Genomic DNA, 16505 nt, shown 5'->3' on the forward strand with positions numbered 1-16505 from the left:
AAGCATTAGTGGCACTGGCCCGCAAGCTTGCCCGAGTAGTATTCGCCCTGCTGAAGAACCAGAGCGAATACTTACCGAAGGGCATTTAAGGGGTAGCCCTGCACCATAGAATCTCCCACAGTGGTTTTGTGTCGGACATAATTTTGTGTTCACTGGAGATTCTGTGTGGGAGCGAGCTTGCTCGCGATAGCGGTGGCTCAGCCCCAAAAATGCTGGCATGTGTCCCCCGGTCTTGCTCTTGCTCTTGCTTTAGATCTTGATCTGGGGCGCCCCGTTAACCACGCTGGCCGAACGCAGGCATTGCGCAGTGGGCACCTCGGCATGGATGCCGAGGTAGCCGCGCTGGGCCATGGATGGCCCTTCGCGGCGGCCCACGGAGCAATGCCGGAGTGAGGGCATGCCGAGCCTAGGCGAGGCACCGAGTGGTGGGGCAAAGCGCTTTTGGTTACTTTTGGCGCTCTTCCAAAAGTGACCCGCTGTAAGAGCGGAACCCTAAGCAGCCGTTACCGCAGCAATGGATATACACACCAAACCATGCCTCTCGGAACAGATAATCAGAATCTTCAATAATGGTGGCTTAGGTGAACAGCATTAGGTACAAGACGGGCCTTTTTATGCGGAGTGATTCTTGACACTGGCCAGTCAGCTTCTCTAGGATGCCGCTCATGCGCCGATTTAAACAGCTACTTGCGGGGCGCCAGGTGACTCAATCCAGTCGCCGATAGAAGCCGAAGACAAGGCTTCGAAATACCGCTAAAGCGCTGGTTCGGTGTTGCCTCTCACCTGCCATGCAGACTTTTGAGGCAGAGACACGACACGATGAACGCACCCAGCCCCCTAGTACGTCTTGCGCCGATTACGGCGAACCTTGTGCAACGCAATCCGAAAATTCTCCTGGGCGGCACTCACCAGCCAACGCTTTTGCGCTATCTCGACGGCTGGCCGCGTCGTAACCATGGGCCCGCTGCTTTCCTGATCCAGTTTGTCGAAGACGGCGAGTCACTGGCGCGGTTCGCCAATGACAGTTTCGACCTGGCTGTCATCCAGTCCCCCTGTGCGGCGGACGCTCCTGAAATGATCCGGCAGTTGACCCGTGTCGCCCGGCAGGGATTGATCACGCGCCGCTGAGGCGAGGATTACGGATACGCGATGTCCACGATGTAGACCCGTTTCTCGCCGGTAGGCGTCTGGACGCTGACCTCGGCATCCAGGGCCTTGCCGATCAATGCCCTTGCCAGCGGTGAGTCGATGCTGATCAGGTTCTGCTTCAAGTCCAATTCATCGGGCCCCACGATGCGATAGCGGGCTTCGTTGCCATCCTCATCCTCGACTGTCACCCAGGCACCGAAGTACACCTTGTTCGGATCGCTGGGTTTTTCACTGACCACTTTGAGCGCCTCAAGGCGCTTGGTGAGGAAACGCACGCGACTGTCGATTTCCCGCAGCATCTTCTTGCCGTAGGTGTATTCGGCGTTTTCCGAACGATCACCCTGGGCCGCTGCCTCGCTGACCGCCTGGGTCACCTGGGGGCGGCGCACATGCCACAGCTCATGGAATTCAGCGCGCATCCGCGCTTCACCCTCGGGGGTGATCAGCGCGGTGCCGGCGGTGCGGGGAGGGCGATAGCGGCTCATGGCAACTTCTTGTATTAGCGAAGCCGGGAGTCTATCAACCCTCGCGCAATACTGTCAGCGGGCTGGCATTGAGCGCTCGACGGGTGCCAAACACTCCGGCCGTGCCGATCAGCAAGGCCCCCAGCAGTGGCAATGCCAACAGCCATGGATGCGGATGCCAGGGCAGGTCGAAGGCGTACCGGTAAAGCACCAGGCTCACCAGTTCCGAACCCAGGGCCGCAAGCAGGCCACTGACGGCGCCGAGCAGGCCGAACTCGATGCGCCGGGCCTTGACCAGCAGGGGCCGTTCGGCGCCCAGTGCGCGCAATAGCGCGCCTTGGCGAATGCGCTCGTCGAGGGTCGCTTGCAGGCCGGAAAACAGCACCGCCATCCCCGCTGCCAGTACAAACAGCAACACATATTCCACCGCCAGGGTCACCTGGGCCAGAATGCTGCGCAGTTGCTCGAGCAAAGCCTCGACTTGCAGGATCGTCACCGCCGGAAAGGCTCGGGACAGGTCGACGATCTGTTGGTCGTGGCCCGGCGCCAGGTAGAAACTGGTGAGATAGGTCGTCGGCAGATCCTTCAAGGTGCCGGGCTGGAAGATCATGAAGAAGTTGGGCTGGAAATTGTCCCAGTTGATCTCCCGCAGGCTGGTGACCTTCGCTTCACGGTTGACGCCGCCCACGCTGAACACCAGGCGGTCGCCCAGTTTGATCTTGAGGTTCTCGGCCACCTTGCCTTCCACCGAAACCCCGGGGATGTCGTCCGGTGGCTGCTGCGGCCACCAGGTCCCAGCGGTGACGATGTTGCCCGCCGGCAGGTCCGCCGCCCAGGTCAGGCTCAGGTCACGTTGCAGCGCCCGGTCACCCGCCGAGTCCTTGGTGACGAACTCTGTCGCCGGTTCGCCATTGATGCTGATGAGGCGTCCGGGAACCACGGGGTAGAGCGGCGCCGATTGCGCCGACAGTGCCAGCAGCTTGTCGGTGAAGGCCTGTTTGTCGTTGGGCAGGATGTTCAGGGCGAAGTAGTTCGGGGCGTTTTTTGGCAACTGGTTTTGCCAGGTGTCCAGCAATTCGCCGCGTAACAGCGCGATCAACGCCATGGACAACAGGATCAGGCCGAACGCCAGGGCCTGGCCGGCCGCCGCCAAGGGGTGACGGAGCAATTGGCCGAGGCCCAGCCGCCAGGGCAGGGAGGCGCGGGCCAGCAGGCGACGCAGGCTCTGGAGCAGCAGCAGCAACAAGCCGCCAAGCACCAGGGCGGCCACGACGCCACCGCCCAGCAGGGCGAAGGTGAGGACCAGGTCCAGGCTCAGGCGCCACATGATCAGGCCCAAGGCGCCCAGCGCCGCACCGTAGATCACCCAGGAGCTGGAGGGGATCGGCAGCATGTCCCGGCGCAGTACGCGCAACGGCGGTACCCGACCCAGCGCTGCCAGTGGCGGCAGGGCGAACCCTGCCAACGCCACCAGCCCGGTACCGATCCCGGCGATCGCCGGCAGCAGGCCCCCCGGCGGAACGGTGGCGGGCAGCAGGTCATGCAGCAGGGCGAACAGGCCCAACTGGGCGATCCAGCCGAGCAGGGCGCCACTGATACTGGCGAGCAGGCCCAACACCGTCAATTGCAGGCTGAACAGCACCATGGTTTCCCGGCGTGACAGGCCCAGGCAGCGCAGCAGCGCGCTGGCATCGAAACGTCGGGTGGCAAAGCGGTTGGCCGAGAGCGCGACGGCGACGCCGGACAGCAACACCGCCACCAGGCTGGCCATGTTCAGGTAGCGTTCGGCCTTGCCCAGGGCACCACCGATCTGCCGGTTGCCGTCGCGGGCATCCTGCAAGCGCTGATTGGGTTCAAGGCCAGGCTTGACCAGGTCGCGGTAGGTTTGCAGCGACGGTGCCGGGCCACGCCACAGGTCGCGATAGCTGACACGGCTGCCCGGTTGGACCACGCCAGTGGCTTCCAGGTCCTTGAGGTTGATCAGCACCCGCGGGGTGAGGCTGTAGAAGTTGCCGGCGCGATCGGGTTCATACGTCAGTACGCGGCTCAGGCGCAAGGTCTGGTTGCCGACGTCGATGCTGTCGCCGATCTTCAGGTCCAGTGCGGTCAGCAGCCGGGCTTCGACCCAGGCCTCGCCAGGGTTCGGACGTCCGCCGGTTTCTTCCGGGGCGAACGGGGTTGGGGTGCTTTTCAGCTCGCCGCGCAAGGGGTAGCTGTCATCAGCCGCCTTGACGCTGGACAGCTGGATACCATTGTCGGTGGCCACGACACTGGAGAACTCCACGACCCGGGCGTGTTCCAGCCCCAGTTCGGTGCCGCTGCGGATCTGTTCCGGGCGGGCGGGAGAGCTGCCTTCGAGCAGCAGGTCGGCACCGAGGAACTCGGTGGCGCGCATCATCATCGCGCCGTTGAGGCGGGCACCGAAGTAACCGATGGCGGTACTGGCCGCCACGGCCACGAGCAGGGCGAAGAACAACACCCGCAACTCACCGGCGCGAGCATCGCGAAGCAATTGACGGACAGCGAGACTGAACAGGCGCAACAGCGGCAAGCGTGCCATCAAGGCTCCAGAGGGGCGACCATCTCGCCGGCTTCAAGTCGGATCAGGCGCCGGCAGCGATGCGCCAAGCGTTCATCATGGGTTACCAGCACCAGGGTCGTGCCGCGTTCCTTGTTCAATTCGAACAACAGGTCGCTGATGCGTTCGCCAGTGTGGCTGTCGAGGTTGCCGGTGGGTTCGTCGGCAAACAGCACGTCGGGTTCGGCGGCAAAGGCGCGGGCAATCGCCACGCGTTGTTGTTCGCCGCCGGAGAGCTGACGCGGCGAGTGCGTCAGGCGCAGGCCCAGGCCGACGCGCTGCAACAGTTGGGTGGCCCGTTCGCGGGCATCCTTGCGTCCGTCCAGTTCCAGCGGCAGCATGACGTTTTCCAGTGCATTGAGGCTGTCGAGCAATTGGAACGACTGGAAGACGAAACCGACATGCTCTGCGCGGATCCGTGCACGCTGGTCTTCATCCAGTGCGCTGAGGGCCTGGCCGGCGAGCGTCACTTCACCGCTGCTAGGCAGGTCGAGGCCGGCCAGCAAGCCCAGGAGGGTGGATTTTCCGGAACCGGACGCGCCGACGATGGCCAGGCTATCGCCTTTGTTCAGTTCCAGGCTGAGTTCGTGCAAGATGGTCAGTTCACCTTCCGCGCTGGAGACCACTTTGCTAAGGTCTGTCGCGGTGAGAATGCTTGAGCCCATGGAGAGTCCGATGCGTGTGTGGTTTTTGAGTGCCGGCCTGGCCTTGATGTGCATGGCCCAGAACGCAGCGGCGGGTACAGTCCTGATCGTTGGCGATAGTATCAGCGCGGCTTTCGGCCTGGATACCCGGCAAGGGTGGGTGTCGTTGCTCGAGCAACGGCTCAAGGCCGAGGGTTTTGACGATAAAGTGGTCAACGCCTCCATCAGTGGCGACACCAGTGCCGGAGGTCAGGCGCGGCTGCCGGCGCTGCTTGCAGCCCATAAGCCGGACCTGGTGATCCTGGAGCTGGGCGGCAACGATGGCTTGCGCGGACAGCCGCCAACGCAATTGCAACAAAACCTTGCAGCGATGATAGACAGCGCCCGCGCGAGCGGTGCCCAGGTGCTTTTGCTGGGCATGCAACTGCCACCCAATTACGGACGGCGCTACACCGATGCCTTTGCTCGGGTCTATAGCACCCTGGCCGAGGAGAAAAAAGTCCCGTTGGTGCCGTTTTTTCTCAAGGACATCGGTGGCGTCCCGACCATGATGCAAGGCGACGGATTGCACCCGTCCGTCGCGGCCCAGGGCAAGTTGCTGGAAAATGTCTGGCCGACACTGAAACCGCTGCTTTGACGCTTTTCTACAGACGGGCTTTCGGCTAATGTGGCGCCCCCGATTTGGAGCCCCCGATGCCGCGTCCCGCCTGGTCCCTGTTTGCCTACCAACTGATCGAGCCTGACGAGCAGCTGGATCTTTTCGCCTGCCAGGAAGTACGGGTGCACCTGGTGACCCGGCAGTTGGAGCTGGGTGGCTCGGCCGACCGGACCCTCTGCGGCAGCCTGCTGCCGGCCCAGCCGCGCTGGTCGAGCGTCGATCGCAAGATTTTCCAGGATCAGCGCCTGTGCTCGTTGTGCCGGGCGATTCTGGAGTCCCAGAAGCGCGGCACCTCGCCAATCTGGCCGGAGCTGCGGTTCGAGCTGTAATCCGGATTCCCGACATGTCCCTTGTGAGCGAGCCTGCTCGCGATGGCAGCGGCACATTCAACATAAATGCAAGCAGACCCACCCACAGGGATTTGTGTCGAACCCTTCATCTGTGTGAGCGCCTGAAACAATGCTGTGCATCGGACGCCGCTGTACCGCTCTCCCCGAAATAACAGGTGGCAGTGTACAATCGCCGTTTTCATACCCCAGTTCGATCTGCGAAGGATTTCCCGGATGTTGCCGCGCTTGCCTGCCGTCGCCCGCTGCCTGTCTCTTGCCGCCCTGTGTGTGGTGGGCCCCGTTGCCGCCCTGGAGCTGCCTCTGCCACCGCCGGGTGAAGACATCGTTGGCCAGGTGCAGGTGATCAAGGCCAAATACGAAGACACCTTCGCCGACCTGGGCACCACCCATGACCTGGGCTACAACGAGATGGTCGCCGCCAACCCGGGGGTCGATCCCTGGTTGCCGGGCGCCGGCGCCGAGATCGTCCTGCCGACTCGCTTCATCCTGCCGCCGGGCCCGCGCGAAGGCATCGTGATCAACCTTGCCGAGTACCGTCTCTACTATTTCCCCAAGGGGCGGAACGTGGTCTACACCTTTCCGCTGGGGATTGGGCGCGAGGGCTGGGGGTCGCCGATCGCCCACACCAGTATCATTGCCAAGACGCCGAACCCGACCTGGACCCCGCCGGCATCGATCAAGGCCGAACACGCCGCTGACGGCGACCCGCTACCCAATGTCGTGCCCGCCGGCCCAGATAACCCGCTGGGTCCCTTCAAGTTCACCCTGGGCACCCCTGGCTACCTGATCCATGGTTCGAACAAGAAGTTCGGCATCGGCATGCGGACCAGCCACGGCTGCTTCCGGATGTTCAACAACAACGTACTGGAAATGGCCGGCATGGTGCCGGTGGGCACATCGGTGCGGATCATCAGCGAGCCCTACAAGCTGGGCTTGAGCGGTGGCAAGGTGTACCTGGAAGCTCACACACCGTTGGACGACAAGGGCAACCCGTCGGTGGTGGACAAGCACACCGCGGTGATCAACGCGATGCTCAAGCGTGAAGACATCACCAGCAACTTGCGCATGGACTGGGATGTGGTGCGGGATGTGGTGGCGGCCGAAGATGGCATGCCGGTGCAAATCGCTGTTCCGAATACCTCGACGCCGATGGTCACGAGCGCGCCGATCGATTTGCAGCAGTAAAGGTCTCGATAACAACCCGTCGACGTTTCGCGATGTTGGCGGGTTTTTTATTGCCTGGGAAAACACTGGGCAATAGCTCTCAAGTCAAAAAAAAGCCGACCCAAAAATGGGTCGGCTCGATAACAATCCCGAAGGACTATTACTTGCGGCTAGCTTTTTCCAGCATGCGCAGAGCACGCTCGTTAGCTTCGTCAGCAGTCTGTTGTGCTTTTTGAGCAGCAGCCAGAGCTTCATCAGCTTTACGATAAGCTTCGTCTGCACGAGCCTGGGAGCGAGCTGCTGCGTCTTCGGTAGCAGTCAGACGTGCTTCGGTTTCTTTCGATACGCTGCTGCAACCGGTAGCCAGAACTGCGGCCAGAGCCAGAGCAGAGAATTTCAGAACGTTGTTCATCGTGTTCCCCTTCAAGGACATTCTATTAGTGACTGTCTCCCCAGACTGAGGAGTTAGCCGGCGTACATACTACCCATTACTTGTAGTAAGTAAACTGACGTAGCGCAAGAAGCAAAAAAATTGTAGGCGGTGATTCTTTTTCGAGCAACTTTTCCAAGAGGTGTTTAAAAAATATTCACCCCAAAGCCCTTGGCTGGAGCGCGTCAACGAAAAAAAGTTCCGCAGCGGCGGAGAACTCTTGCAGCCCTCGCTAACGCCGTTGTTTATTGATTCTCCTACACTTTTGTACATTTTTTGTGCAGTGTCCCAGGCATCTTTATTGGTATTGGCGGTGACTTTAACTAGGCGCGCTCGTCTCAAGACTCAACAACTGGCGATGTTCAGCTATTGCACCGTGACCGACTGCAGCGCGCCCATGGCGCTCAATCGATAAACCCGACGAGGTTTACCCCTCGATGACAGGCGTGTCTTGAGCATTTACGTCATTGGTGCCTACTATTCACGACGTGCTCGGGTTTGAGCGGATCGGTTTTGGCGCTCGGTGACCAGGCAGGCACGGGGTGGCGTAGATGTTCCTTCGCCGGAAAAACATCGGTAAGGTAGGGGTCGGCATTCAGACCCGCGAGGAGTAGTGATGAGCGAGGCGGTTACCATCCACCATGACCAGGCCGGTCATCAGTTCGAGACCAATGTGGACGGTCATCGTGCCTATCTGACCTATATGGACCTGGGCAAGCAGACCCTGGATATCTATCGCACTTTTGTGCCCAACGCCTTGCGCGGCAGGGGCATCGCGGCGGCGTTGACCGAAAGGGCGCTGCAGTACGCCGAAGAAATGGGCTACACGGTGATCCCGTCCTGCTCCTACGTGGAGCGTTACATGGAGCGTCACCAGCGGCACGCGGCGAAACTCTGAGAAAACGGATTCCCATAAAAAAACGCCGGGCTGAAAAGCCCGGCGTTTTTTTGTGTCTGGAGGAGCGCAGAAGATCGCAGGCTTCGCCAACTCCTACATCCCGCTCCAAATATGCGTAGGGGCGGTGTAGGAGCTGCGTAGGAGCTGTCGAGTGAAACGAGGCTGCGATCTTTCTCAGCCACGCTGCCGCTTCGGCAACACATCCTTGAGCTTGGCATGCATGCTGCGCAGGGTGTTCTCGGTGGCGCTCCAGTCGATGCAGGCATCGGTGATGGAGACGCCGTACTGCAAGTCGGCGAGGTCTTTCGGGATGGCCTGGCAGCCCCAGTTCAAGTGGCTTTCGACCATCAGGCCGATGATCGACTGGTTGCCTTCCAGGATCTGGTTGGCCACGTTCTCCATCACCAGCGGTTGCAGTGCCGGGTCCTTGTTGGAGTTGGCGTGGCTGCAGTCGACCATGATGTTCGGTTTGATCTTGGCTTTGTTCAGCGCCTGTTCACACAACGCAACGCTGACCGAATCGTAGTTCGGCTTGCCGTTGCCACCGCGCAGAACCACGTGACCGTAGGCGTTGCCCTTGGTGGTGACGATCGACACGCCACCTTCCTGGTTGATACCCAGGAAACGGTGTGGGCTGGAGACCGACTGCAAGGCGTTGATCGCCACGGTGAGGCCGCCGTCGGTGCCGTTCTTGAAGCCCACTGCCGACGACAGGCCGGAGGCCATTTCGCGGTGGGTCTGGGACTCGGTGGTGCGCGCGCCGATGGCCGACCAACTGATCAGGTCCTGCAAGTATTGCGGCGAGATCGGGTCCAGGGCTTCGGTGGCCGTGGGCAGGCCTATTTCGGCCAGGTCCAGCAGCAGTTGACGACCGATGTGCAGGCCGTCCTGGATCTTGAAGGAGTCATCCAGGTACGGGTCGTTGATCAGGCCTTTCCAGCCGACGGTGGTCCGAGGCTTCTCGAAATACACCCGCATGACCAGGTACAAGGTGTCGCAGACTTCCGCTGCCAGCACCTTGAGGCGCTCGGCGTATTCGTGGGCGGCCTTGATGTCATGGATCGAGCAGGGCCCGATGACCACGAACAGGCGATGATCGGTGCCGTCCAGAATGTTGCGGATGACTTCCCGGCCCTTGGTCACGGTGCGCAGGGCAGCGTCGCTCAGGGGGATATCGCGCTTGAGCTGGTCAGGCGTGATGAGGGTCTCGTTGGAGGCGACGTTAAGGTCGTTGATCGGTAAATCAGCCATCGTGTTACTCGTCAGGTCACGGGTGCCGGCCGCCAGCGATCCCCGAGCGGCGGTGCACAGCGGATTTTAAGCGCGTCGGGGAGCCGAACCTTATCGCGTTACGAGGTGGCTCGACAATGGGCGAGGACGGGTTTAATGCCCTATGGGCTGGGGAAAAGGCTTTGGAGAGGGCCCTGCAACAGATTCGTGAACAGATGTAATGAAGATTGCACGCCATGCGGCTCGCGCTGATAGTGTGCAGGGGCCGTTTACCAGAGGAGTTGCAAAGATGCAGGCAGGCGTTAAACCGCGGATCGGGATGATCGGCACCGGGGCGATCGGTGGGTTCTACGGCGTGATGCTGGCGCGTGCCGGTTTTGACGTGCACTTTTTACTGCGCAGCGAATTTGCTGCCGTGGCCGACGCCGGTTTGCGAATCGACAGCGCGGTTCACGGTGAGCTGGCCCTCAACCCTGTCCAGGCGTATCGCTCGGCAGCCGACATGCCGCCCTGCGACTGGCTATTGGTCGGCGCCAAGACCACCAGCAATGCCGAGCTGGCCCCGGCCATTACCCAGGCTGCCGCTGATGGTGCAAAAGTCCTGTTGCTGCAGAACGGCCTGGATGTCGAAGACGCTCTTCGACCTTTATTGCCCGATTCGTTGCACCTGTTGGGTGGCCTGTGCCTGATCTGCGTGCATCGCGTCGGCCCTGGTGTCGTCACCCACCAGGCCCTTGGTGCGGTCAACGTCGGTTATCACAGCGGTCCTTGCGCCGATCAGGCACAACGCATGGTGATCGTCGAAGAGGCGACGACGTTGTTCCGCCGCGCCGGTATCGACGCCCAGGCCATGCCGGGCTTGCAACAGGCCCGCTGGCAGAAGCTGGTGTGGAATGTGCCATACAACGGCCTTTCGGTTCTGTTGGGCGCCAGTACCACGCCGTTGATGGCCAACGACCATAGCCGCGAATTGATCCAGGCACTGATGGGGGAGGTGGTCCGCGGTGCGCAAGCCTGCGGGCATCACATCGCGCCGGGTTATGCCGAGTATCTGTTCACGATGACCGAGAAGATGCCCGACTACTGGCCGAGCATGTACCACGATTATTCCCACAAGCGTGCGCTGGAGCTGGACGCGATCTATAGCCGGCCATTGGCGGCAGCGAAAGCGGCAGGGTGTGAGCTGCCGAAAATCGAAGCCTTGTATCAGGCGTTGGCGTTCATGGACCGATATAACCGCTGAGCGGGCGAAAGGAGAGCGGTATGGCAAACAACATCGACGACAAACTGGTACTGGCGATCTCGTCGCGGGCGTTGTTCGACCTGAGGGAAAGCCACAAGGTGTACTTGTCGAGTGGCGTCGAAGCCTATCGGCAATACCAGATCGAGCATGAAGACGAAGTCCTGGCACCCGGCGACGCCTTCGCCTTGGTGCAAAAGCTGCTGAACCTCAACGAGCATCTGGGGCGTGCCCGGGTCGAGGTGATCCTGGTTTCGCGCAACAGTGCCGACACCGGCCTTCGAGTGTTCAACTCGATCCATCATTATGGGCTGGCGATCTCGCGCGCGGCTTTCGTCGGTGGCCGCAGCCCTTACCCGTACCTCAAGGCGTTCGGTTGCGATCTCTTTTTATCCACCCACGCTGAAGACGTGCGCAGCGCCCTGGACGCCGGGTTTGCCGCTGCGACCATCCTGTCGGGTGGTGCCAGTCGCGCGGCCAGCGAGGAACTGCGCATTGCCTTCGACGGCGATGCCGTGCTGTTTTCCGATGAGTCGGAGCGGGTCTATCAGGCCGATGGGTTGGAAGCCTTCCAGGCCAGCGAGCGACAGGCCGCTCGCGAGCCGCTGCGAGGCGGGCCGTTCAAGGGATTCCTGGCGGCGCTCAATGCACTGCAGCGCGAGTTTCCCGAGGACGCTTGCCCCATTCGTACGGCGTTGGTGACGGCCCGTTCGGCACCGGCCCACGAGCGGGTCATCCGGACCTTGCGTGAGTGGGATATTCGCCTGGACGAGTCGTTGTTCCTGGGCGGCCTGACCAAATCGGCCTTCCTCGAAGCCTTCGCCGCCGATGTTTTTTTCGATGACCAGACCGGCCATTGCGAACTGGCCAGGGAGGTGGTCGCCACCGGTCACGTGCCCCACGGTATCAGTAACGAAATGAAGCCCTGACTGCCTCGGGTCCGGGGCATCAAGCCGCACGTCGCAGTCCCCGAGGCACTGCTAAGCTGAATCAATCTCCGCCATTTTGGCACGCGAGGAGGTCACATGATTCGTTCGATGCTGTACGCCACAGACCTGGGCCTGTACGCCCCTTATGTGATGCAGCATGCCTTGGCGTTAGCACGGACGTTTGAAGCCGAGTTGTATGTGGTGCATGCGGTAGAACCGATGGGGTTGTTCGCCGAGTCGGTGTTGCAAAGCTATCTCGACGAGCAGGCGCTGAACGAATTCCACCGCCAAGGTCTGAATACGGTGATGGCCAATATCGAACAGCGGGTGCTCGACAGTTTCCGCGAGGAGTTGGGGGAAGGGCAGCAGGACTTGAAACTGATCAAGTCGGTCAGGGTGTACCAGGGCGATCCTTCCCAGGTCATCCTGGAGCAGGCTGCGAAACTCTCCGTCGATTTGCTGATCGTAGGCAGTCATTGCCAAGGGGCAAGCGGTGAAACCCCCTTGGGCAGGACCGCTGCACGGGTATTGCAGTTATCCCGGGTGCCGGTCTACCTGGTTCCGCTGGTACAGCGCCGACGCCAGGGAGAGGCGTGAGGCTAAATAATGGCGCTTTATAAAAAGTTCTAGATTTATTGTCGAAACCTTTCATATAGTTATATACCGTCGCTGATGCCCGTGGCGTCCAACTGCTTTGAGGGATACATATGAAGCTTCAACAATTGCGCTACATCTGGGAAGTGGCGCACCACGACCTCAACGTTTCCGCTACTGCCCAAAGCCTTTACACGTCGCAACCTGGCATCAGCAAGCAGATCCGCCTGTTGGAGGATGAGCTGGGCGTCGAAGTCTTCGCCCGCAGTGGCAAACACCTGACCCGTGTGACTCCGGCCGGCGAGCGCATCATCACCACCGCCGGCGAGATCCTGCGCAAGGTCGAAAGCATCAAGCAGATCGCCCAGGAATTCTCCAACGAGAAAAAAGGCACCCTCTCGATCGCCACCACCCACACCCAGGCCCGCTATGCGCTACCGCCGGTGATCAGCAATTTCATCAAGCAATACCCCGAGGTGGCGCTGCACATGCACCAAGGCTCGCCCATGCAGATCGCCGAGATGGCGGCCGACGGCACGGTGGATTTCGCCATCGCCACCGAGGCCCTGGAGTTGTTCGGGGACCTGGTGATGATGCCGTGCTATCGCTGGAACCGCTGCGTGGTCGTGCCCCAGGGCCACCCGTTGACCAAGCTGCCGAAGTTGACCCTCGAAGCCTTGGCCGAATACCCGATCGTGACCTACGTATTCGGTTTCACGGGTCGCTCCAAACTTGATGAAGCCTTCAGCCATCGTGGCCTGACGCCGAAAGTGGTGTTCACCGCCGCCGACGCCGACGTGATCAAGACCTACGTTCGCCTGGGCCTGGGCGTGGGCATCGTTGCGAAGATGGCTGTCGATACCAAGCTCGACAGTGACCTGGTGGTGTTGGATGCCAGCGAGTTGTTCGAATCCAGTGTGACCAAGATCGGCTTCCGGCGCGGCACTTTCCTGCGCGGTTTCATGTGCGATTTCATCGAGAAATTTGCACCGCACCTGACCCGGGAAGTCATGGCCAAGGCCATCCAGTGCCACAATAAGCAAGAACTCGAAGAGTTGTTCGACGGCGTCGAGCTGCCGGTGCACTAATACCCTTCTAGATCGCCTCGGTGACAGCGAACTGTTGCCGGGCGCCCGCTACCACGATCTCTACTTCATCCCCTTCGAACTTGCCCAACAGGCCGCGGCCCAGCGGTGAGCGAGGGGTGATGACGGTGATCGGCTGGCCCACCAGCGAGACCTTCAGTCCCGCTGCATCCGGCCCCAGGAACAGCCATTGCTGACGGCCGTCCTCATCTTCCAGCCCGATCAAGGTGCCGACCTGAATACCGCGCTGCTCGTCGTAAGGCCTTAGCGTCAGGTTCTGGCAGAGGGTGAGGGCCTGGCGGATTTCTTCCATGCGCCTGGCTTGTCCGGCGGCGAGGTAGGACGCCTCCAGGCCCAAGGTGTCGTACTTGTTCTCGGCGATGTTTTCTTCGTGGGTCGCGGTTTCGTAGGCGGTTTGTGCGGCGCGCTCGGCGATGTCGAGATCAATCTTGAGCTTGTCGAGAATCAACTGGTGGACGGTCTGTTTATTCATGATCATTCGCAGAATTGCAGCACATTGGCGCGGCTTTTTTCACTGGGCGCATTCTGGTCCTGTTGCAGCCAGAACTGGCACTTGGGGTTGGACAGGTTGTGCGGATTGCTACGGGCCTGATCGAGCGCCTGGCGCTGCTCGTTCCTTTGCAGGTTTTGCTGATATTGCTCGAACATCGGCGTGGGTGGCTCTGGGGGTGGTTGCACCGCCGGTGGTTGCGCCAGTTGATGGATGGCGGCGGCCACGGGCGCCAGTGGTTCGTTGAACACGAATCTGGACAGCAGCCAGCCCGTCAACACGATGGCAAGGAACCCCAGCCACAGGCCCAGGGCAATGCTGAAGGTCAATTGCAAAGCCGTGAGGCGCGAGGGTGTCGAGTGATCGGGCATGGCTGCTTCCTGGCAGGGTCATGGGGCTGGCGGTGATTGTCGCATGAAGATTAATCGTCGTCGGCTCTTCTGCGTCATCGGTTTATTCGGGACAATCAGGCCTTTGCCACAGGGAGTCGGGAATGACCGTGCGTTGGGATATTTTTTGCACCGTCGTCGATAACTATGGCGACATTGGTGTCACGTGGCGCCTGGCTCGGCAGTTGGTGGCTGAGCATCGATGCGCGGTGCGGCTATGGGTCGATGACCTGCGTGCCTTCGAACGACTGTGTCCGGAAATCGACGTCACCTTGTCCGAGCAATGGCAGCAGGGCGTGCAAGTGTGTCACTGGCCCGTGGAGTGGGCGCCCACCGAAGCCGCCGACGTGGTGATCGCCGCGTTTGCCTGTCAACTGCCGAGCGCCTACATGGATGCGATGGCCACGCGCCAGACGACGCCCCTGTGGATGAACCTCGATTATTTGAGCGCCGAGGACTGGGTGATCGGTTGTCACGGCCTACCGTCGGTCAAATACAAGCACGTGCAGAAATATTTCTTTTTCCCGGGCTTCCAGGAAGGAACAGGTGGCCTGCTGCGTGAAGCGGGTCTTCTGGAACGCCGTCGGCAATTTCAGCAGGATGCCGAGGCGCAACGACTGTTCCTGCAAGGGCTGGGGGTCGAGCGGGCACCGGATGTCTGCCTGATCTCGCTGTTTGCTTATGAGAACGCCGGGTTGGCGAGTTGGTTTGACGCAATGGCCGCTGATGCCCAGGCGTTTCATGTGCTTGTTCCCGAAGGACGGGTGCTGGGTGATGTCGAGCGTTGGCTCGGGGTCGATGACCTTGAGGTCGGTGCGGTACATCGACGCGGCGCACTGACGGTGCAGGTGTTGCCGTTCATTCGCCAGGACCAGTACGATCAATTGTTATGGTGTTGCGATTTCAACGCCGTGCGTGGCGAGGACTCCTTCGTACGCGCCCAATGGGCCGGCCGACCGTTGCTCTGGCACATCTACCAGCAGGAAGAAGACGTCCACCTGGAAAAACTCGAGGCGTTTCTCAGGCTCTACAATCAGGGGCTTTCGCAGGCGACGCAAAAAGCGATCAGCGGTCTTTGGCGGGCCTGGAATGCCGGCCAGGACATGACCGAGCATTGGATAACCATCCGTGAGCAGCAGCAGGAACTGGCCGAACATGCCCAGGCGTGGTGTCTGGAACAGGCCTCGCGAGCCGATCTTGCCGCAGCGCTGGTGAAGTTTTATGTAAATTGGATATGATACGCGGCCTAAATTTTTGTAAATCCCATCCAAATTCGGATATTCGCAATGAAAACTGGTAAAGAACTGAAACCCGGGACCGTGATCCGTCTCGAAAACGATCCTTGGCTGGTTCAGAAAGCTGAGTTCACCAAGTCGGGTCGTAACAGCGCGATCATGAAGACCAAGCTGAAGAACCTGCTGACCGGTTACAAAACCGAGATCGTCTACAGCGCCGACGACAAGCTGGACGACGTGATCCTCGACCGCAAAGAAGCGACCTTGTCCTTCATCAGCGGCGACACCTACACGTTCATGGACACCACTGACTACACCATGTACGAGCTGAACGCCGAAGACATCGAAAGCGTTCTGCCGTTCATCGAAGAAGGCATGACCGACGTCTGCGAAGCCGTGTTCTTCGAAGAGCGCCTGGTTTCCGTGGAACTGCCGACCACTATCGTGCGTGTAGTTGACTACACTGAAGGTTCCGCTCGCGGCGACACTTCCGGCAAGGTCATGAAGCCTGCCAAACTGAGCAACGGTACTGAGCTGCAAGTTGCTGACTTCATCGAGATCGGTGACAAGATCGAAATCGATACCCGCGAAGGCGGCTCCTACAAAGGCCGCGCTAAATAAGCGAAGCCTTGTGGACGAAAAAGCCCGACCATTGAGTCGGGCTTTTTTATTTCAGGACTACACCCCTAATTCCCGTGGCGAGGGAGCTTGCTCCCCGCTGGGCCTGTAGGAGCTGTCGAGCGAAGCGAGGCTGCGATCTTTCCCAGACACTTGAGTTTCAGCGAAAGGTTAAAAGATCGCAGCCTTCGGCAGCTCCTACAGCGCAGCCCAGCGGGAGCAAGCTCTCATCAAACAAAATCCATCCCCTTGTTCTTTAAGCTTTTTTAAGCCGCAACCAATCGGACACCCAGCTTTGTAGCCTTGCGCTGCAAAGCTCTAAGCTGACGATCACGGCTT

Annotated in this window: 19 protein-coding genes; 11 read left to right on the forward strand and 8 right to left on the reverse strand. The window is 60.4% G+C overall.

The genetic code is table 11. From position 1 onward, the window contains the following. Positions 1–249 precede the first annotated feature (249 nt). On the reverse strand, positions 250–399 hold the full coding sequence (locus AACY31_RS27360; protein ID WP_339477074.1) for a hypothetical protein: 150 nt from the start codon (positions 397–399) through the stop codon (positions 250–252). 420 nt (positions 400–819) lie between these two features. On the opposite strand from AACY31_RS27360, the gene AACY31_RS27365 reads away from it, so the two are divergent. Beyond that, positions 820–1128, forward strand: a complete 309-nt coding sequence (locus AACY31_RS27365; protein ID WP_212796954.1) for a class I SAM-dependent methyltransferase — start codon at positions 820–822, stop codon at positions 1126–1128. A gap of 8 nt (positions 1129–1136) precedes the next feature. Here AACY31_RS27365 and greB read toward each other — a convergent pair whose 3' ends face one another. From greB to AACY31_RS27380, 3 genes are read right to left on the reverse strand one after another with little or no spacing between them, the layout of a single operon-like run. After that, positions 1137–1634 carry a transcription elongation factor GreB gene (gene greB, locus AACY31_RS27370; RefSeq protein ID WP_339476482.1) on the reverse strand — a complete coding sequence of 166 codons (498 nt, stop codon included), beginning with the start codon at positions 1632–1634 and terminating at the stop codon, positions 1137–1139. A gap of 34 nt (positions 1635–1668) precedes the next feature. After that, a complete protein-coding gene (locus AACY31_RS27375) occupies positions 1669–4173 on the reverse strand; it encodes an ABC transporter permease (protein ID WP_339476484.1) in 2505 nt (834 codons plus the stop codon). Continuing rightward, positions 4173–4856 (reverse strand): ABC transporter ATP-binding protein, encoded by a 684-nt coding sequence (locus AACY31_RS27380; protein WP_339476487.1) that lies wholly within the window; start codon positions 4854–4856, stop codon positions 4173–4175. Before AACY31_RS27380 ends, AACY31_RS27375 begins: the two co-directional genes overlap by 1 nt. 10 nt (positions 4857–4866) lie before the next feature. On the opposite strand from AACY31_RS27380, the gene AACY31_RS27385 reads away from it, so the two are divergent. From AACY31_RS27385 to AACY31_RS27395, 3 genes are all read left to right on the forward strand, one after another. Next, positions 4867–5472: an arylesterase gene (locus AACY31_RS27385; protein WP_339476489.1), complete on the forward strand. Its 606-nt coding sequence runs from the start codon at positions 4867–4869 to the stop codon at positions 5470–5472. A 56-nt stretch (positions 5473–5528) separates the two neighbouring features. Beyond that, entirely contained in the window at positions 5529–5822 is a 294-nt protein-coding gene (locus AACY31_RS27390; protein ID WP_339491455.1) for a hypothetical protein, read from the forward strand. 234 nt (positions 5823–6056) lie between these two features. Continuing rightward, on the forward strand, positions 6057–7028 hold the full coding sequence (locus AACY31_RS27395) for a L,D-transpeptidase family protein (protein ID WP_339476493.1): 972 nt from the start codon (positions 6057–6059) through the stop codon (positions 7026–7028). 139 nt (positions 7029–7167) lie between these two features. Here the strand turns inward: AACY31_RS27395 and oprI are convergent, their stop codons facing one another. Then, on the reverse strand, positions 7168–7419 hold the full coding sequence (gene oprI / locus AACY31_RS27400) for an outer membrane lipoprotei OprI (RefSeq protein ID WP_003172710.1): 252 nt from the start codon (positions 7417–7419) through the stop codon (positions 7168–7170). A 634-nt stretch (positions 7420–8053) separates the two neighbouring features. Between oprI and AACY31_RS27405 the strand changes: the two genes are divergently transcribed. Next, positions 8054–8335 carry a GNAT family N-acetyltransferase gene (locus AACY31_RS27405; RefSeq protein WP_053120470.1) on the forward strand — a complete coding sequence of 94 codons (282 nt, stop codon included), beginning with the start codon at positions 8054–8056 and terminating at the stop codon, positions 8333–8335. Positions 8336–8509: 174 nt separating this feature from the next. Here the strand turns inward: AACY31_RS27405 and AACY31_RS27410 are convergent, their stop codons facing one another. Continuing rightward, the gene (locus AACY31_RS27410; RefSeq protein WP_339505447.1) at positions 8510–9586 is read right to left on the reverse strand and encodes a 3-deoxy-7-phosphoheptulonate synthase; all 1077 of its coding nucleotides are present in this window, start codon (positions 9584–9586) and stop codon (positions 8510–8512) included. 268 nt (positions 9587–9854) lie between these two features. Here AACY31_RS27410 and AACY31_RS27415 point away from each other — a divergent pair, with 268 nt between their 5' ends. The 4 genes from AACY31_RS27415 to cysB all read left to right on the forward strand — a co-directional run bounded on the left by AACY31_RS27415 (position 9855) and on the right by cysB (position 13416). Further along, positions 9855–10808 carry a putative 2-dehydropantoate 2-reductase gene (locus AACY31_RS27415; protein ID WP_339476501.1) on the forward strand — a complete coding sequence of 318 codons (954 nt, stop codon included), beginning with the start codon at positions 9855–9857 and terminating at the stop codon, positions 10806–10808. A gap of 20 nt (positions 10809–10828) precedes the next feature. Next, on the forward strand, positions 10829–11734 hold the full coding sequence (locus AACY31_RS27420; protein WP_003199368.1) for a 5'-nucleotidase: 906 nt from the start codon (positions 10829–10831) through the stop codon (positions 11732–11734). Positions 11735–11830: 96 nt separating this feature from the next. Then, positions 11831–12331 carry a universal stress protein gene (locus AACY31_RS27425; protein WP_014337270.1) on the forward strand — a complete coding sequence of 167 codons (501 nt, stop codon included), beginning with the start codon at positions 11831–11833 and terminating at the stop codon, positions 12329–12331. A gap of 110 nt (positions 12332–12441) precedes the next feature. Beyond that, complete coding sequence (cysB, locus tag AACY31_RS27430) at positions 12442–13416, forward strand: HTH-type transcriptional regulator CysB (RefSeq protein WP_339476507.1); 975 nt, start codon at positions 12442–12444, stop codon at positions 13414–13416. Positions 13417–13423: 7 nt separating this feature from the next. On the opposite strand, the gene AACY31_RS27435 is transcribed toward cysB, so the two are convergent. Next, positions 13424–13906, reverse strand: coding sequence for a GreA/GreB family elongation factor (locus tag AACY31_RS27435; RefSeq protein WP_339476510.1), 483 nt, complete (start codon positions 13904–13906; stop codon positions 13424–13426). Positions 13907–13908: 2 nt separating this feature from the next. After that, positions 13909–14295 (reverse strand): hypothetical protein, encoded by a 387-nt coding sequence (locus tag AACY31_RS27440; RefSeq protein ID WP_339476512.1) that lies wholly within the window; start codon positions 14293–14295, stop codon positions 13909–13911. A 122-nt stretch (positions 14296–14417) separates the two neighbouring features. On the opposite strand from AACY31_RS27440, the gene earP reads away from it, so the two are divergent. Both earP and AACY31_RS27450 read left to right on the forward strand, forming a co-directional pair. Beyond that, positions 14418–15551 carry an elongation factor P maturation arginine rhamnosyltransferase EarP gene (gene earP, locus AACY31_RS27445; RefSeq protein ID WP_339476515.1) on the forward strand — a complete coding sequence of 378 codons (1134 nt, stop codon included), beginning with the start codon at positions 14418–14420 and terminating at the stop codon, positions 15549–15551. 48 nt (positions 15552–15599) lie between these two features. Beyond that, positions 15600–16169: an elongation factor P gene (locus AACY31_RS27450; protein ID WP_018603118.1), complete on the forward strand. Its 570-nt coding sequence runs from the start codon at positions 15600–15602 to the stop codon at positions 16167–16169. The last annotated feature ends 336 nt before the right edge of the window (positions 16170–16505 follow it).

The organism is Pseudomonas sp. RL_105y_Pfl2_101, assembly GCF_963970585.1.
Lineage (GTDB): Bacteria > Pseudomonadota > Gammaproteobacteria > Pseudomonadales > Pseudomonadaceae > Aquipseudomonas.

Excerpts from the sequence above, each read along its gene's own strand:
- AACY31_RS27360 (WP_339477074.1), bottom strand. The coding sequence starts at position 399 with ATGCCCTCACTCCGGCATTGCTCCGTGGGCCGCCGCGAAGGGCCATCC.
- AACY31_RS27365 (WP_212796954.1), top strand. The coding sequence starts at position 820 with ATGAACGCACCCAGCCCCCTAGTACGTCTTGCGCCGATTACGGCGAAC.
- greB (WP_339476482.1), bottom strand. The coding sequence starts at position 1,634 with ATGAGCCGCTATCGCCCTCCCCGCACCGCCGGCACCGCGCTGATCACC.
- AACY31_RS27375 (WP_339476484.1), bottom strand. The coding sequence starts at position 4,173 with ATGGCACGCTTGCCGCTGTTGCGCCTGTTCAGTCTCGCTGTCCGTCAA.
- AACY31_RS27380 (WP_339476487.1), bottom strand. The coding sequence starts at position 4,856 with ATGGGCTCAAGCATTCTCACCGCGACAGACCTTAGCAAAGTGGTCTCC.
- AACY31_RS27385 (WP_339476489.1), top strand. The coding sequence starts at position 4,867 with ATGCGTGTGTGGTTTTTGAGTGCCGGCCTGGCCTTGATGTGCATGGCC.
- AACY31_RS27390 (WP_339491455.1), top strand. The coding sequence starts at position 5,529 with ATGCCGCGTCCCGCCTGGTCCCTGTTTGCCTACCAACTGATCGAGCCT.
- AACY31_RS27395 (WP_339476493.1), top strand. The coding sequence starts at position 6,057 with ATGTTGCCGCGCTTGCCTGCCGTCGCCCGCTGCCTGTCTCTTGCCGCC.
- oprI (WP_003172710.1), bottom strand. The coding sequence starts at position 7,419 with ATGAACAACGTTCTGAAATTCTCTGCTCTGGCTCTGGCCGCAGTTCTG.
- AACY31_RS27405 (WP_053120470.1), top strand. The coding sequence starts at position 8,054 with ATGAGCGAGGCGGTTACCATCCACCATGACCAGGCCGGTCATCAGTTC.
- AACY31_RS27410 (WP_339505447.1), bottom strand. The coding sequence starts at position 9,586 with ATGGCTGATTTACCGATCAACGACCTTAACGTCGCCTCCAACGAGACC.
- AACY31_RS27415 (WP_339476501.1), top strand. The coding sequence starts at position 9,855 with ATGCAGGCAGGCGTTAAACCGCGGATCGGGATGATCGGCACCGGGGCG.
- AACY31_RS27420 (WP_003199368.1), top strand. The coding sequence starts at position 10,829 with ATGGCAAACAACATCGACGACAAACTGGTACTGGCGATCTCGTCGCGG.
- AACY31_RS27425 (WP_014337270.1), top strand. The coding sequence starts at position 11,831 with ATGATTCGTTCGATGCTGTACGCCACAGACCTGGGCCTGTACGCCCCT.
- cysB (WP_339476507.1), top strand. The coding sequence starts at position 12,442 with ATGAAGCTTCAACAATTGCGCTACATCTGGGAAGTGGCGCACCACGAC.
- AACY31_RS27435 (WP_339476510.1), bottom strand. The coding sequence starts at position 13,906 with ATGAATAAACAGACCGTCCACCAGTTGATTCTCGACAAGCTCAAGATT.
- AACY31_RS27440 (WP_339476512.1), bottom strand. The coding sequence starts at position 14,295 with ATGCCCGATCACTCGACACCCTCGCGCCTCACGGCTTTGCAATTGACC.
- earP (WP_339476515.1), top strand. The coding sequence starts at position 14,418 with ATGACCGTGCGTTGGGATATTTTTTGCACCGTCGTCGATAACTATGGC.
- AACY31_RS27450 (WP_018603118.1), top strand. The coding sequence starts at position 15,600 with ATGAAAACTGGTAAAGAACTGAAACCCGGGACCGTGATCCGTCTCGAA.